This window comes from Desulfomicrobium baculatum DSM 4028 (assembly GCF_000023225.1).
Lineage (GTDB): Bacteria > Desulfobacterota > Desulfovibrionia > Desulfovibrionales > Desulfomicrobiaceae > Desulfomicrobium > Desulfomicrobium baculatum.
Genome location: NC_013173.1, coordinates 1,187,090 through 1,202,186, shown reverse-complemented (window position 1 = coordinate 1,202,186; position 15,097 = coordinate 1,187,090). Strand labels below are relative to the sequence as shown.

The 15,097-nt window shown below is 58.5% G+C and carries 13 protein-coding genes; 1 reads left to right on the top strand and 12 read right to left on the bottom strand.

The genetic code is table 11. From position 1 onward, the window contains the following. Positions 1-209: 209 nt before the first annotated feature. Positions 210-545: a putative quinol monooxygenase gene (locus DBAC_RS05560; RefSeq protein WP_015773298.1), complete on the bottom strand. Its 336-nt coding sequence runs from the start codon at positions 543-545 to the stop codon at positions 210-212. A 305-nt stretch (positions 546-850) separates the two neighbouring features. Continuing rightward, positions 851-2,794 carry a sigma-54-dependent Fis family transcriptional regulator gene (locus tag DBAC_RS17690; protein ID WP_015773297.1) on the bottom strand — a complete coding sequence of 648 codons (1,944 nt, stop codon included), beginning with the start codon at positions 2,792-2,794 and terminating at the stop codon, positions 851-853. A gap of 636 nt (positions 2,795-3,430) precedes the next feature. On the opposite strand from DBAC_RS17690, the gene DBAC_RS05550 reads away from it, so the two are divergent. After that, positions 3,431-4,558 (top strand): OmpA family protein, encoded by a 1,128-nt coding sequence (locus DBAC_RS05550; protein ID WP_015773296.1) that lies wholly within the window; start codon positions 3,431-3,433, stop codon positions 4,556-4,558. A 93-nt stretch (positions 4,559-4,651) separates the two neighbouring features. Here the strand turns inward: DBAC_RS05550 and DBAC_RS19490 are convergent, their stop codons facing one another. The 10 genes from DBAC_RS19490 to DBAC_RS05500 form a co-directional block, all read right to left on the bottom strand. Continuing rightward, positions 4,652-4,909, bottom strand: coding sequence for a hypothetical protein (locus DBAC_RS19490; protein WP_218915592.1), 258 nt, complete (start codon positions 4,907-4,909; stop codon positions 4,652-4,654). Positions 4,910-5,339: 430 nt separating this feature from the next. Then, a complete protein-coding gene (locus DBAC_RS05540) occupies positions 5,340-5,954 on the bottom strand; it encodes a hypothetical protein (protein ID WP_015773295.1) in 615 nt (204 codons plus the stop codon). Positions 5,955-6,095: 141 nt separating this feature from the next. Continuing rightward, positions 6,096-6,368 carry a YMGG-like glycine zipper-containing protein gene (locus DBAC_RS05535; RefSeq protein ID WP_015773294.1) on the bottom strand — a complete coding sequence of 91 codons (273 nt, stop codon included), beginning with the start codon at positions 6,366-6,368 and terminating at the stop codon, positions 6,096-6,098. A gap of 80 nt (positions 6,369-6,448) precedes the next feature. Next, positions 6,449-6,835: a Rap1a/Tai family immunity protein gene (locus DBAC_RS05530; RefSeq protein ID WP_015773293.1), complete on the bottom strand. Its 387-nt coding sequence runs from the start codon at positions 6,833-6,835 to the stop codon at positions 6,449-6,451. A 162-nt stretch (positions 6,836-6,997) separates the two neighbouring features. Next, on the bottom strand, positions 6,998-8,950 hold the full coding sequence (locus tag DBAC_RS05525; protein WP_015773292.1) for an esterase/lipase family protein: 1,953 nt from the start codon (positions 8,948-8,950) through the stop codon (positions 6,998-7,000). A gap of 114 nt (positions 8,951-9,064) precedes the next feature. Further along, a complete protein-coding gene (locus DBAC_RS05520; protein WP_015773291.1) occupies positions 9,065-11,524 on the bottom strand; it encodes an arylsulfatase in 2,460 nt (819 codons plus the stop codon). A gap of 42 nt (positions 11,525-11,566) precedes the next feature. Next, entirely contained in the window at positions 11,567-12,889 is a 1,323-nt protein-coding gene (locus DBAC_RS05515) for an anaerobic sulfatase maturase (protein ID WP_143890800.1), read from the bottom strand. 19 nt (positions 12,890-12,908) lie between these two features. After that, positions 12,909-13,952: a DUF1214 domain-containing protein gene (locus tag DBAC_RS05510; protein ID WP_015773289.1), complete on the bottom strand. Its 1,044-nt coding sequence runs from the start codon at positions 13,950-13,952 to the stop codon at positions 12,909-12,911. A gap of 69 nt (positions 13,953-14,021) precedes the next feature. After that, positions 14,022-14,846 carry a hypothetical protein gene (locus tag DBAC_RS05505; RefSeq protein ID WP_015773288.1) on the bottom strand — a complete coding sequence of 275 codons (825 nt, stop codon included), beginning with the start codon at positions 14,844-14,846 and terminating at the stop codon, positions 14,022-14,024. Between the two features lie 13 nt (positions 14,847-14,859). Continuing rightward, positions 14,860-15,051 (bottom strand): hypothetical protein, encoded by a 192-nt coding sequence (locus DBAC_RS05500; protein ID WP_015773287.1) that lies wholly within the window; start codon positions 15,049-15,051, stop codon positions 14,860-14,862. Between the last annotated feature and the right edge of the window lie 46 nt (positions 15,052-15,097).

Sequence of the window (15,097 nt, the reverse complement as noted above, 5' to 3'; positions counted from 1 at the left end):
CCCGCCCTCGTAGGCAAGTTTCGTTAACGCATCAATTATTGCCAACATGTGGGGTTCGCCGCTTGCTGACACAAGTGGCTCTGCCGTTTTCGATGCATAAGCAGGGATCAAGAACAAGCTGATGACCACGAGCAGGTTCCATAAAATTCGCGCTGACTTTCTCATAAAATTCTCCCTGTACTTGAGCGTTATTTACGCCCCTCGGCTTGTCACTTTTCACCTTTGGGATTCCTGATCTGCTCGACCAGTTCAATGCCAAGGGCATCGGCTACTTCAAAAAATTCGACCTCAGGAGGCCGGCACGAGCACTCCATGACTTCCAGCAGGCGCATGTAGAGAGGCGTGCTGAGGTGCCAATCGAGAGCTTCCCTGGAACTCCACCGCTCAGTGTAGCAGATCGCTTCTCCCTCCCCCACCTCCACCGAAACCGAACACCCCAGGCAGCCGGCTTGGGCGGAAACAGGTCCCTTCAACGAGTCGAGGACATCCATGACGACGCCCTCTCGTCCCGCAGCCGGGAAGATCTTGATGATGGAGATGATCATGGACTGAAGATATTCATGATCAGTGCCAAAGACACGCGCCGCCCGGAAGAGACGCTAAGGTCTTTAATATTTGGTAGTTATTGCAGAATTTGAAGAGACTCAGGAGGAAAGGGGAGAGACACGCCAGACGATATGTCGCCTTTTCGTTGAAATATCACACCACAGGCTCAGACAGACACTACTGCAAAAAGTCGCGAAAGACCCTGAGTGTCATTCCTGCGAAAGCAGGAATCCATTCTTTTCAGACGGTTAAAAAGACATGGATCCCCGCCTTCGCGGGGATGACGTCTTTTTGCAGTGACGCCTCAGACAGGCCTGGCTTTGATGCCGAGCTTGCGCATCCGCGAATTAAGGGTCGAGGGGTTGATGGCCAGCAGCTCCGCAGCACCGCCCGAACCCCTGACCCGGTTTCCGGCGACCTTGAGAATCCTCTGGATATGCCGGCGCTCCATCTCTTCGAGAGTCACAACCGGCTCATCTTGAGGAGCGTTCACCAGCAAGTGCGCAAGCTCTAGCGTATCCCCTTTGGTGACGATCATGGCATGTTCGATGACATTGCGCAGTTCGCGTATATTTCCGGGCCATGCATGGACCTTGAGACGCTCCATGTCGTTCTTGGCGATACGGCGGATTTTTTTCCCCATCCGGTCCCCGAATTCGCTGATGAACTCCCAAACCAGCTGCGGTATGTCTTCGCGGCGTTCCCGCAACGGTGGCAGGAGAATGGGAAAGACGTTGAGACGGTAATAGAGGTCGCGGCGAAAGCGCCCCTGGGAAACTTCCACAGCCAGGTCGCGGTTGCTGGCGGCGAGGACCCGTACATCGACCTTGATGGTTTTTGGGCTCCCGAGGCGCTCGAATTCCCCCTCCTGGAGCACCCGCAGCAGCTTGGCCTGCGTCTCAAGCGGCATCTCTCCGATCTCGTCGAGAAACAGAGTGGAGCCCTGAGCCAGTTCAAAGCGTCCCACTTGCCGACTTAGCGCTCCGGTAAACGCCCCCTTCTCGCGTCCGAAAAGCTCGCTCTCCACCAAGGCGGCGGGCAGAGCGGCACAATTGACCGTGATCATCATCCGATGTGACCGAGGGCTGCTCTGATGGATTGCCTGCGCGAGCACTTCCTTGCCGGTCCCGGTTTCCCCTTCGATCAAAACGGTGCATTCAGTACTGGCCACCTGCTCGACCTTGATCAAAACCTCCTGCATCCGTTCGCCGAAGTTGTGCAGATTCTTCCGCTCCCGACAGGACATCACCTCGTTGCGCAGGTAGGAGTTTTCCTCCTCCAGTTGGCCGTGCAGGCGTTCGATTTCCTGAAGCTGCGCCCTGAGTTTCAGCTCCATCTGTTGACGCTCAGTCACATCCAGGGTGATCCCCAAAAGCCTGGGGCGTCCCGCTGGGAACCCCTCATGATAACGCACCCACCTTCGCAGCCAGCGGATTTGTCCGTTCGGCAACACGATCCTGTATTCGATGCTGCCCTGCCCTTTTTTGCTGATGACTTCGCCCATGACCTTCTGGAACATGGCCTTGTCGTCGGGATGAATCAATTTCAGGGTATTCTCGAACTTGACGCTCAGCCCGGAATCCAAGCCGAGTATCTCCCGGGCCCTGTCGGTAGTCCAGTAGACGCCGCTTTCAAGATCAAGATCCAAAATGCCGGCTCCTGCGGATTCCACCGCCAAGGAAAGACGTTCCTTGGCCTCAAGCAGGGCATAGTCGTCAACTCTCCGCTGCAAGGCGCTCACAAAAATCTCTCCGAGCAGGCGCAGATACACGACAATCTCTTCGGGCCAGTCCCGTTCCTCTTTGAGGGCGTTGACCGTGAGGATATAATCGATTTTTTGGCCCAAGAACAATGGGATGCTCAGAACCGACTTGGATCCCAGCAGACGATATGATCGCAGGTCGACATCGGCTTCGGGCGGAAGATCCCCAAGGCATGACATGGCCCAGGTCTTTCCCTGGACAACGATGTGCTGGTAGGCCCAGGGATATCTCTCCGCCAGATTGATGTCCTTTGAGACCGGCTCCAATCCGTCATCATACCAAGCATACGCGATGTGAACGATCGGCGAATCCTCGAAAACCTGGAGAAGCCCCCCGCGATCCACGCCCAGCGGCTGCAATGCCTCTTTGAGTGATCGCTGAATCTCGTCATCGAGTTCCGCCTTCGAGGCCTTGACCATTCTGGCGGATATTTCGGAGATCCGCTTGTGGTAGTCGTAAAATGAACTTTGCATCGTCGGCTTCATGCAGCTCTCGGGAGGAGGTTTATCATCGTATACATACTCAATCCGTGTCCTCGATCCGTGTCAAGGCGATATCTCGCCCACAAGGCGATATGTAATACCCGCGATCATCAGAAATTCGTGAAAACCCGATGGCCAGAGTCCACTTTGGGAAAACGGACACATGGCATCCAGCACTCGTGGCCCGGTTGACGATGGGCCTGCGCGTCCATGAACCATTGGGCGGCGAGAGTTTTGATACCAACATATCCGCAGAGTGTTCGCATAGTTTTTTGCACAGACGGCAGCTTGATGTCACCCTGAAAAGCCTGACGCAACTGGCTTGAATATTGCTAGTATTTGTAATCATCGGATTCATAGAATACGCAATCTGGCACTATGAAACCACTCCACTGCCTGCGCCTGGAGGGGACGCTTGCAAAGCGCCACGTCGGTCAACACTGGCCCGAATTTTCGAGAGCCCTCTCTGACAAGCAATACCAATAATAGTTATGTATTAGATCATCAATAGAAAAATTTTAAACAATAGGAGGAAATTTTAATAATAATAATTTGTTAAAAAATATTCTCTTTCACAACATTGGATCACAAAAAGCACGCGTTTTTTGGTCAAGATAAAATTTTAAACGGAGACGATACATGAAATTCACAAAAATACTACTTTCAGCCTTCATCCTGTTCACCATTGCTGCGTCATCTGCATTCGCCGCAGCAGACTACGTCAAGAAAGTCGACAACTTCATCATCCTCGTGGACCGCTCGGGCTCCATGGACGAAAATTATGTGGGCACCAAGACGAAAAAGATCGTCCTGGCCAAATCCATCCTGGAGCGCATGAACACCATGATCCCGGAACTGGGTTACAAGGGCGCGCTGAGCACCGCCGCGCCGTACAGTGAACTTCAGGCTCTGGAACTCTACGCCCCCGCGTCCTACGGCGCGTCCATCGCCAAGGTGCCGACCCTCATCGGCAGCGACCCCACCCCGCTGGGCGTCGCCTTGCAAGCCCTGGAACCGACGCTGCAGGGCGCATCCGGCCGCAACGCCGTGATCATCGTGTCCGACGGTCGGGAAAATGCCGGGGAAGATTCCCTGAAAGTGGCCGCAGCCCTGGCTGAAAAATACAACGTGTGCTTCCATACCGTAAGCTTCGCCGATTCCGTGAATGGCAACCAGCCCCTGCTGGATTCCATCACCGCCCTGAAGCCCTGCGGCGTCGGCGTGTCCGCGGCGCAGCTGGCCGATGACGCGGCCATGCAGAAGTTCGTCAGGGACGTCTTCTACGACGTTGCCGGCGGCGTGGATCCCTGTTCCCTGGACGACGACGGCGACGGCGTGAACAACTGCGTTGACAAATGCCCTGACACCATCATGGGACTGGCTGTCGATGCTGACGGCTGCCCGATCCCCGAAGTCATCCGGCTCAAGGTCAACTTCGATTTCGACAAATCCGACATCAAGCCCGCGTACCACCAGGAACTGGCTGATTTTGCCGCGTACATGAAGCAGCAGCAGTCCTTCACGGTTGTGGAAATCGCCGGGCACACCGACTCCAAGGGCGCAGACGAGTACAACCAGAAGCTGTCCGAGCGCCGCGCCAAGGCCGTGCGGGACTATCTGGTCACAAACTTCGGTCTGGACGGCAGCCTGTTCTCAGCCCGTGGCTACGGCGAGAGCAAGCCCGTCGCCAGTAACGACACTGAAGAAGGCCGCGCCGAAAACCGACGCATGGAAGCCGAGCTGAAGGGCGTCTACAAGAAAAAGTAAGAACCATAACGAGTTGTGCCGGTCGGCCCCGCAAGGGTCCGACCGGCACAATGTCCGCAGCACAATCCCATCCCCGCATTCTGCGGGGCCGCGTCAGCCGGGCAGCACCTCAAGCAGGTGGAAGCGCCAGGGCCCAAAGTCCACGAACAACCCCCCGTCCAGCATCTCGTCCCCGCTCCTGTCGAAGGATTCGCTGGCAAGCAGGTCATTCAAGCGCCACATCCCTCCTCGCAGATCTTCCCAAGGCAGATGGACACGCGCCTGCGACCTTTCGCCGGAGAAATTGAGCACGGTGATGTACCGCGTTCCGTCCCCCTCGCTGTTGGTCAACCCGAAGAGGCGCTCCTTCAAGATGGCATCGCGCCCGTTCCACAGGGCCAGGGCGAAGCACAGCCGCTGCCTGTCGTCGGAGATGCCGGCGATGCCGTCCTCGCCCCAGCGGTAGGCGCGGGAGCGGGCATGGTCGTGGGTGAAAAAATTCCAGGCGTCGCCGTTTTCGCTGTAGTCCTCCCGGACCGTCCCTCACTGCCGCTCCGAAAGTTACGGCCCCCATTTTTTCCAAAGAACACCTTTTTCACGCGATTCATCAAGCCTGATCTGTTCGGCGGTCATGGCGCACCTCGGTCCGAATGGGACTCATGGCTGCATGTTTACAATGTCCAACTTCCTCATCGGGGAAAAAGGTCGTGAGCCTGGTTTGACTCACGACCTGGGTACTTTGCTGACTTTGAGCGACTGCTTCCTGGACGAAATCCAGGGCTGCCTGCGCAGGACGTCCCGCTCAGGGCTTCTCGACGGAGATCGCGAGCTTCTCGGTGAGACGAAACACCACCTGGTCGCCGACCTTGCGCAGGGTCAGGTCGATATCGTCGCGCACAGGCAGTGTTTTCGTGCTGCCGTCCTTAAACTGCAATGTGGCGGTGCGCTGCTCATGATCGATGGCCGTGACCGTGCCTGTGACCTGGTTTGTCGCGGCAACGAGCCCGCCGGGCTGCGCGCCCTTAGGGGCAGTGGCCAGAGCCGCTGATGACGAATCAACCGGAGCGGCCCCCTCCTCGTCGAGAAACACGACGAGTTCCTCGGTCAAGGTCACGTTGACCATATCACCCACGGCAACCTGGTCGAAATTGACGGCCCCTTCGCCGACTTTTGCGGCAAAGGTTTCCCCATCGGGGGACTGGAGGGTGACGGTGCGTTTCGCATGGTCAATTTCCATGACTTTGGCGGTGACTTCCTCAGTGTGCACGATGACGCCGCCCGGCACGCCTTCGACATATACGGTGGCGCTGGAGGCCGACGCCTGCACCGGCGCGAGAAAGAGAAAACACAAAAGAGCGAAGGGAAGCGCGCACAGCGCGATGCTCCGATGCGAACAAAAAGAATTCGTGTCGATCATGGTAAGGTTCCTGTCTGTTGTTGACGTTGAGGTTGCAAGATTCTGAAAATCGGCCGACTAAACTCCGCCGAACCACGGCTCCACCCGAAAAGTGACCGGAAGGTCATCCTTTAGAGGGCGCAGCCGTGGCTCTCGATGCTCCTACTTGGCCTTCTGCCCGGCGTTGTAGCCGTCCTTGTAGGCGGATTCCTTGGATTTTTCATGCTGGTCGTACAGATATCCGCCCGCCGCACCCGCAGCCGCGCCAATGGCCAGGCCCATGCCCGTGTTGCCGGCGACAGCCCCGACAATGGCTCCTGCGCTGGCACCGATGGCGCCGCCGCTCAGGGTGCGCTGCTGGGTATCCGACATGCCCGAGCAGCCCGACAGAAAAATTGCGATGATCAACGTCATGACGAGAAGAGTTTTTTTCATGGGTTTCTCCTTTGCGCTCCATTTGAAATCAAGCGCCAGTAACGCCCCCGACAAGAGTCTCAGGCCGAGGAGCATGAGTGTCACTTATTGCAGGGCCACGTCTCCATCAGGAACCGGAACTCCGTTTCAACGGCCCTCTCCTGCATGTATTCGGGATGCGCCTTGGCCCACTGGACAAACATGTCGATGACCTGGTTGCGTGTCGGATGCTTGTCCGGGTAGCAGACCAGCTTGACCCCGTTGGGCCCCGCCGCTGCGGCCGCGTAATACTGGAACGCGCCCACAAGGTACCCGTGGCAGAAGTTCACGGCATGGTTGTAGAGCGGATCGTCTGCTGTCGCGGTGCACAGGTCGATCAGATCCTGGGTGTTCGTGAGTTCAAACTGCTTCTCCGTCACCCCCGCGCCGGCCAGCACAGGAAGCGCCAGGAGTCCTGCTAGCATAAGCAGCACAATCTTTTTTCTCATGATGTTTTCCCCTTTTGTTGAGATGGTTCGTGTTCCGCCATGCATTCACTCAAAAATGCGTATCGCCATGTCCATCCACATCCGTGCGACGATCCCGACGTCCGGGAAATTTTTAGGGACCGGCATACAGGAAACGCACCTCCGCGAAATCTCATTGCACATTCAATCCAGATTCCGGCCCTCCCGCAGATGTTCGAGCAGAATCCGGCGTACCTCCTCAATGACCAGCGGGTGGCTCTGGCAGGAATGGCCGTGGCGGACCAGGAATTCCGATTCCACGTAATCCACGTGCGCACTGGTGTATTTAACCACGCCGTCGTCGCCGTCGGGAGGAGTCTCGTCGCCGTCGATGGCGATGATGGAGTGCCCCTTGACTCCGGGAGCCAAGGGGATGTCTGCCAGGGTATGCAGGATCGGGTTCCTGGGGGACATGACGTCGAGACTGCTGGTGCCGACCATCTCGCCGACGGCCTCTTTATTCACGCCCAGTCGTGTCACGGTGTCCATGAGTCGTGCGGTGGACTGCAGGACATCCTTGGGCAGGGTCAGCACCTTGAGCACCAGGCTACGGACCCAGTTCTGAGACAAAAAGCTCCCCCGGTGCGGCGTGGAAATGAATACTACCCTGCTGACAAAGGGCAGGCGCGTGAACACGGACTCCCTCTCGACCTCAGCGCGGTCCTCCGCTGACAGTTCAAGCTCGGCCAGGGGTTTTCCCGTGGCCAAACGCACAAAGGCATCCCCGGTATCCGTGGCGGTCATCTTGGTCAGCAGGCCGCCCTGGCTGTGGCCGATGACGACCATGCGCTGCAGTGCAGGATTAACGCCTTCGGGATCGAGATCGCGCATCTTACGGCTTAGGGCGTCCCGCAGCTCGTGGGAGGAGATTCCGATGCGCTTGCCGCTGTCGTAGAAGAAGTTCCAAATCTGGAATTTCTTGGCGATGACGGGGTCGGCGTGCAAGGTGTTGACCATTTCCCCCCAGGCGACCGGGCTACTGAAGGTGCCGTGAACCAGAACAAGGGGAATCTTGCCCGGGTCGTGGGGTTGCAAGGGAAAAATGCCCGCCTTGATAAAGCTGGTCCCGAACAGAAACTCACGGACACCCAAAGACTGAACATAGGGCTGATCGATCTGGTAGGCCAGTTGGGCCGTGGTGTCGCGCTCCAGGGGCACGGGCTTGCCGCCAAGCTCGACCTGCGTATTTTCAAAAGCTGAATAAAGCTCCAACGTGGCCTGGCCGTCACCTTTGCCCAGCTCCTGCAGTGTGAAGGCGAAACGCAGAAAGACCGTGGCCGGACTGGACCGGAAGGCCGGGGCCCCTTCGGGTTTCTTCTGCACGGCAATGACCGGCGCACCCAGGCCAGCATCCCGGTTTCTGCGGCTGAAGCCCTGCACGATGATGCGGTCGGCGGACACGAACCGCTCAATTTCTCCCAAATTCTGTTGAAAATGCGACCCATCGAGGTCAAAGCCGAAGCGGCCGATATTCGTGACCACCCTGCCGGAAGCGATGCGCATGACGCCGTCCGCATCGGTCAAGGCTTCGGCCAGGGCGCTGTTGTACAGGTCGCAGACCAGACGGAAGCGGCGGTCATGCGCGTCGGGAGGCGTGTGCCCATCACCGCCGACAAGATACTGGTAGGCATAGAAGACCGAGGCAAAGAAAAGCGGATTGGACGCGCCCGGCCCCTTGCTGCGCGCACGCATCCCGGCCAGATAGCTCAGTTCCGCCAGGGCAAAGACCGTGTCGGTGCGGTAGTCCCTGACGGCTTCTTTGTGCAGCGCTGTGAGCACCGGACCGGGGTCTTTGCTGAACGCATCCACCAGATCGAAGCGACTGAGAACATCAAGGGAAAAATGGCTGCACTCGTCCGCGCTGATGGCGCTGACCGAAATCTGGCCGTAGATGTCGCGGGGATCGCCAGGACGAACGCCCATGGTCGTGGCGCAGCCGGTCAGACTCAAGGCGGCAATGAACAGGAGCAAAATCCCGCCCCATTGCCACTGTCGTATGGCGTTGCCGAACTTCATCAGGAAGCCAGGGCGGAAATGGCGCGGAATCCGATGCGAGCGCTCCAGTAAAATGAGACCGCTATTTCTGGAAGAAGGCATATGGCTCCTGTCTGCTGGCCATGCGGGCTGCGTTGTTCTTGCGTGGGAAGAACTCCGAAACTGTTCAACGGGCAGGGCCGGGTTAGCCCCGATCCTGCCCGTTGCATGATTCGTCTAATCCGCCAGGGCCTTCTTATGGGCCAGGAGGGTAGCTGCGGCGTCGGCTTCGGCCTTCTCTGCAGGCTTTGCGGCCTTGACTTCCACTGTCACCTTCTGAATCCGGCCGTTGAAGCGGGACCTCGCTTCCGCCCCGATGGATTCCACCACCGGCGTCGCCAGGTCGATGCCCACATCGGCGGTTTCATCCGCGGAGAATATCATTGGCTGCGTGCGCTCGATGCGACCCTCTCCGACCTTCTTGTCGTTCACATAAAGCGTTCCCATCCCGCCCTTGCCAAACCCTCCGCCATCGTAGGCGAACTCGAAGCGCAGCGTGTATTTTCCGCCCTTAAGCTTCTCGGTCCCGGTTACGGTCGTACGCTCCATGCCCAGGAAATTGTAGTCGTAGGCTGGCACACCGTCCTTGACGTACATGGCCCAGCCGCCGAAACGACCACCCTGGGCAATGATGATGCCGTTGGCATCCTTGTCTTCGGGCACCTCGATCTCGGCGGTGACGGTCTTGGACTTGTTCTTGATGTTCAGGAACACGTTTTCACCCATGCCGGTCATGCCACCGGCCAGGGTGATGGACGTCCGGCCGGCCATCAGGTCGGGGCGCCCTACCAGTTCCGCATTGAGACGCTCGAAGATGCGGCCTTCCATGGGCAGCGCAAAATTCCGCTCCGCTTCCACCAGGAACAACGCCTGCATTTCTTTAAGCTTCTGCGGGTTTTGCTTTGAGAGGTCATTGATCAGGCTGAAGTCGGTGCGAGTGTCGTAGAGTTCCCATGCGGAATCGTCCGCCACGTCACGGCGGGGCTTGGCTTCCCAAGGCGCCTTGAAGATGGTCCGTGCAAACCAACCGTCGTGATAGATGGCGCGGTTGCCGGACATCTCGAAGTACTGGGTCGTGTGCCGTTCCTGGGCCTTGGCGTCATCGAAGCTGTAAACCATGCTCACGCCGTCCATGGGATACTGCTCGACACCGTTGACAGTCTTTGGTTCGGGCAGATTGGCGGCCTCCAAAATGGTCGGAGCCACGTCGATGACATGGTGAAACTGTCTGCGAAGCTCACCCTTGGCCTTCATACCGGCGGGCCAGCGGATGGCCATGCCGACCTTGGTTCCCCCGTGGTCCGAGGCAACCTGCTTGGTCCACTGGTACGGAGTGTCGAGGGCCACGGCCCAACCGGCCGCCATGTGCGGATAGGTCTCGGGGCCGCCCCACTTGTCGATGAATTTGAGCATATCCGGCACGGTTTCCTGCACGCCGTTGAAATACGTCATCTCGCTGAACATGCCGTTACGCCCGCCCTCGGCGCTGGTGCCGTTGTCGCCGTAAACGAAGATGACCATCGTGTTGTCAAGTTGGCCCGTCTCCTCCAGGGCCTTGATCACCCTACCTACCTCATAGTCGGTCATGTCCAGAAAAGCCGCAAAGACTTCGGCCTGGCGGCTGAAGAGGCGCTTTTCATCATCGGACAGAGAGTTCCAGTCCGGAATCGCCTCGGGCTTGGGGGCGAGCTTCGTGCCCTTGGGCACCACGCCGCGCTCAATCTGCCGGGCCAGAATTTGTTCGCGCAGCGTATCCCAGCCCTGATCGAACTTGCCCTTCTGCTTGGCAATCCATTCCTGGGGCACATGATGCGGCGCATGAACCGCTCCGGGGGCGAAATAGACGAAAAACGGCTTGTCCGGGGTCAGGGCCTTCTGATGTTTGATCCAGGCCACGGTTTGGTCGGTCATGTCAGTCATAAAATGATAGTCAGGATCATCAGGCAGTTCCACCTGATGGGTGCCATCATAGATGAACGGTGCCCACTGGTTGGTCTCGCCGCCCAGGAACCCGTAGAACTTGTCGAAGCCCTGGCGAGTCGGCCAACGATCGAACGGCCCTGACACGCTGGTCTCCCAGGCTGCGGTTTCGTGCCATTTGCCAAAGGCGGCGGTGCTGTATCCGTTCAGACGCAGCATCTCGGCAACCGGGGCGACTTCGCCGGGGATCTGCCCGGTGTTGCCGGGAAAAGCCGTGCCCATCTCGGTGATGCCGCCCATGTTGTTGACGTGGTGGTTGCGACCGCTTTTGAGGGCCGACCGCGTAGGCGAGGAGACCGCCGTGGTGTGAAAGTTGTTGTAATACACGCCTTCACCGGCGATGCGGTCGAAGGTGGGCGTGTCGATGGGCCCGCCGAAGGCGCTGGTCCCGGCAAAGCCGAGATCGTCGATGAGCACGACGACCACGTTGGGTGCACCCTTGGGAGGCGTGACGGCAAACCTGGGCGGGGCAATGGCTTTGCTCGCATCGATTTCCTTGGACCTCTCGCGCTTTGGCTCCGTTATGGGCAGAACCGTACGGTCCAGGCCATCCGACGCCTGCTGCGCCAGGGCGACGACGGGCTGCTGCATGAAGAACGCGGCCAGGGCCATGCCCAGGCCGCCCAGGGCGGTCAGCGCCCTTCGTGGTGTAGCCATAATGAATCTCCTTTAGTTTATAGTGCAAAATTCATGTTCAGGTCAGCGAATCCACAACAACACCGGCTGGTTGCCGGACTTCTCCGAGGCCGGGAGCAAAAGCGGCGCGTCGATGGCCCCCATGATCCGCTCGGGCGGAAAATCCAGCTCCGCGAGCTTGCGGAATCCGACCATGTACTTACCTATGTGATTATAATACTTTGAATATCCAGGGCAGAGATAATTGAGACCCGCCTCTTTCGACTCGGTTTCGACGAACCTGTGCTTCTGGCATCCGCCCCGGCAAACCCGGCCGACCGGGCATTCCAGGCACTGCCTGGGCAGCGCCGATTCCTTGCGCCGCCCCCATTCAAGCTGCCTCTTCGACGCAACCATGGCGGCGACGTCGCCCGTCAGAATGTTTCCCAGCCTGTATTCCGGGTACACGAAATGGTCACAGGCATAGACGTCCCCGTTGTGCTCGACGATGCAGGCGTTGCCGCAATGGCGGGCCATGGTGCAGACCGCGCCCTCCTCGCCCAGGGCGCTGGCTAGGGCCCATTCGAAATTCATGACGAACATGGAGCCCACGTCGTGGCGGACCCAGGTGTCGAAAATGGCGACCAGGAAGTCTCCGAAGCTCTCCGGCTCGACGCTCCAAGGCGTGACGGCGGAACTGCTTTTGTGCCGCGCCAAGGGCGGCGTGGCCAGGTTCAGCCCCAGCGCCCGCGCACTCTCATCCGGTTCTCGTTCCACGATGGGCGAAAACTGGACGTGGCGCACGCCCTGGTCCTTGAAGAAGGAATAGATCTCAAGTGGATGCCGGGCGCTCTCACGGCCGACCGTGGCCATGACGTTGTAGTCCACGCCATGCTTCTGCAGGAGCTTCAGCGACCGCAGAACCCGCTCGAAGGTGCCCCGCCCCGCCGCATCACGCCGGTGGCGGTCGTGCACGAAGTCCGGGCCGTCAAGGCTGAGTCCCACCAGAAATTTGTTTTGAGCCAAAAACTCGCACCACTCGTCGGTCAGCAGCGTCCCATTGGTCTGCAGGGTGTTCTCGAAGGCCTGGCCCTGGCAGTATTTCTGCTCAAGCTCCACGGCCCGGCGGAAAAAATCCAGCCCCATGAGCGTCGGTTCCCCACCCTGCCAGCTGAAAAGCAGGCCCCCCGGCGTGCCCAGGTTGGCCGCGGCGCTCTGACGCACGTAGGCTTCAAGCACCTCGTCCGTCATGCGCGGCCGCTTGACGCCGGGGAAAAACACCTCTTTCTCCAGATAGAAGCAGTAGTCGCAGCGCAGGTTGCAGTCCGGCCCGGCAGGCTTGGCCATGAGGTGCACGCCCGGAGTCAGGGCCTGCGGCACAGGAGATAACACCTCTGACTTATGCATTGATTTGCGCATGTTCACTTCACCAGTTGCTCAATGAAAACATCCCAACGGCTTGCACCACAGGCTGTGCCTTAGGAAATTTCCACGACCCGCTTATGAGCTCCTGCTTCGGCTGATACATTCGCACAATATAGTTCCATCCTGGAGTTATCGGGAGATTGTTGATTGCGCCTGATCCGACGCCGAAATTGATCGTGATGCTCCCGTCTGCGTTTTTTTGAGCAGTCACATTGTTGTAGGAATAGACGTTCTGGTCGTTCTTCTCCATGTACCCGTCCTTGTTGTAGACAGTGATGGACCAGAAGCCGTCCACCGGCACGTCCTTCACGGTTACAGCGTAGGGTGTCTTGCCGTCGTTCTTGTCCGGTACGACGTTGTCGTACATGGCGGCTTCTTCGGGATTTCCGCCCCAGCCGTAGGCCGTGCCCAGCAGGTGGCTGACCGGGTCGAGCTTTGCTTTGTCACCGAACATGCCAGAGGCATCGGTTCGGGTCGCCGCAAGAACCTTGATCGCGTCGCGGACCTTTTTCAGTGTCGCCTCGTCCCACTCCGGGATCTCGAACCTTCCTGGGTTCTCCTGCCGCACTGCGATCTTGTCCTGCAGGGCGTTGGCTGCTTTGATGTCCGACGGATCATTCGCGTCAACGAATGTGCGGAAGAGGACAATCACGTAGCGCGTCCCGATCTGATCCTGTGTGAATGCGAACGTCGATGCGCCATGTTCGATCGGCAGCATCGAGTGGTCCTGGTTGATGACCATCATCGACTGGAAGCGTCCTGCTGAATTCGGCTTTATAATGGACACCGGCGCGGTGAGGTCAAAAACTCCGACCGAATAAAGCGTGTCGCGATTCATGCGGACGATGTCCTGCTTGTCGATGGGCGTGGGCTGGCGAATGTGTATGAACTTCCCGAAAGCACCCAGCTTCACATAGCGGTCGAGGGTCATGTCGGTCTCCGCCCGGACGAAATTGTCCACCGTCACCAGTTCTGAGGCAAAACTTGGAATGACCACAAAAAGGACCATCACAGCTGCTGCGATAGTAATCAGGTATCGTTTCATCACTCAAATCTCCTTCATGGATGGCATGAAAATCCGGCCGCTCCCCGTCTGTCCTGAATGCTCTCCGGTCTATTTCGGAAACAGAAACGTCAAGGACAGGCGCGCCCCCCAATCTTCCGGCCCGGCATCGGGCGATTCGGCCCAGTAGCGCACACCCGCGCCAATGGAGATCGGCTGGCCGCCGATCTTGAGCAACTGGCTGACCTGGAAGTTGATCGGCACCGACCACTGCTCGGCCTCCCAGTCGTAGGTCGATTCCGTGTTCAGGGAGAAAGTCGTGTGCGTTTTCGTGATGTAGGCCACAAACGGCTGCAGGAACGATACGCTGATGTCTGCGCGATCGTCCTCTCCCGCAAAGGACCAGATATGGTTGCCCAGAAACCCCACCGTCCACGGCCCGCTCTGTTTCAGGAGCACGGCAGTGGGCCCTGCGCCCCATTTCTCGGACCCGAGCAGCTCATCCGTGGCCGTGGGCAGCAAAAGCACGGGGCCCGCGCCCCAGATGATGCCACGGCTGGTCGGCTGCGCAGGCGAAAAGAAGAGACTCTGGGTGATGTCGCCCAGTCCGGACTCGTCATTTCCGGGGGGGATGTCGTTCAGGTGAACCAGCGGCAGGATGGTGCGCGAGATGAGGTTCCAGTCATCGCTCAGGCTGATGGGAATGACCGGCTGAACGTTGATGAAGAATTTTTCTCCGTCGTCACTCAGCCCGTAATTTTCGTCATAATTGAACTGCAAAGGCACGCTGATCAGGCTGGCGATAGGGTTGGCCAGTTTTTTGGCCAGCTCCGCAGCCTGATCGGCGTCTTCACACAAGCCTTGCGCCGGAACGAACGCTGCAAGCACCACAGCCACAAAAGCCGTCAAGAACAGAGATCGTACTGCAGAATGCATGAAAACTCCTGCGTCAGAGCCTGTACGCGATGGCCAGGTTGATGAGATGAATGGCGCTGGGTCCGTAGTTCCCCTGCAGCCTACCGGCCAAAGAGCCACGCTCCACGTCGAGGAGGCCTGTTTCGTACAGATAGATCCTTCCGGCGAAAGCAGTCTGGGCGAGGCAGGCCATCGTGGCCGCAAGAATTGCAGTAACCTTTTTCATGATGTCCTCTTCAGTTGGGATCTGTTGGCTCGGAACGTCTTATTCC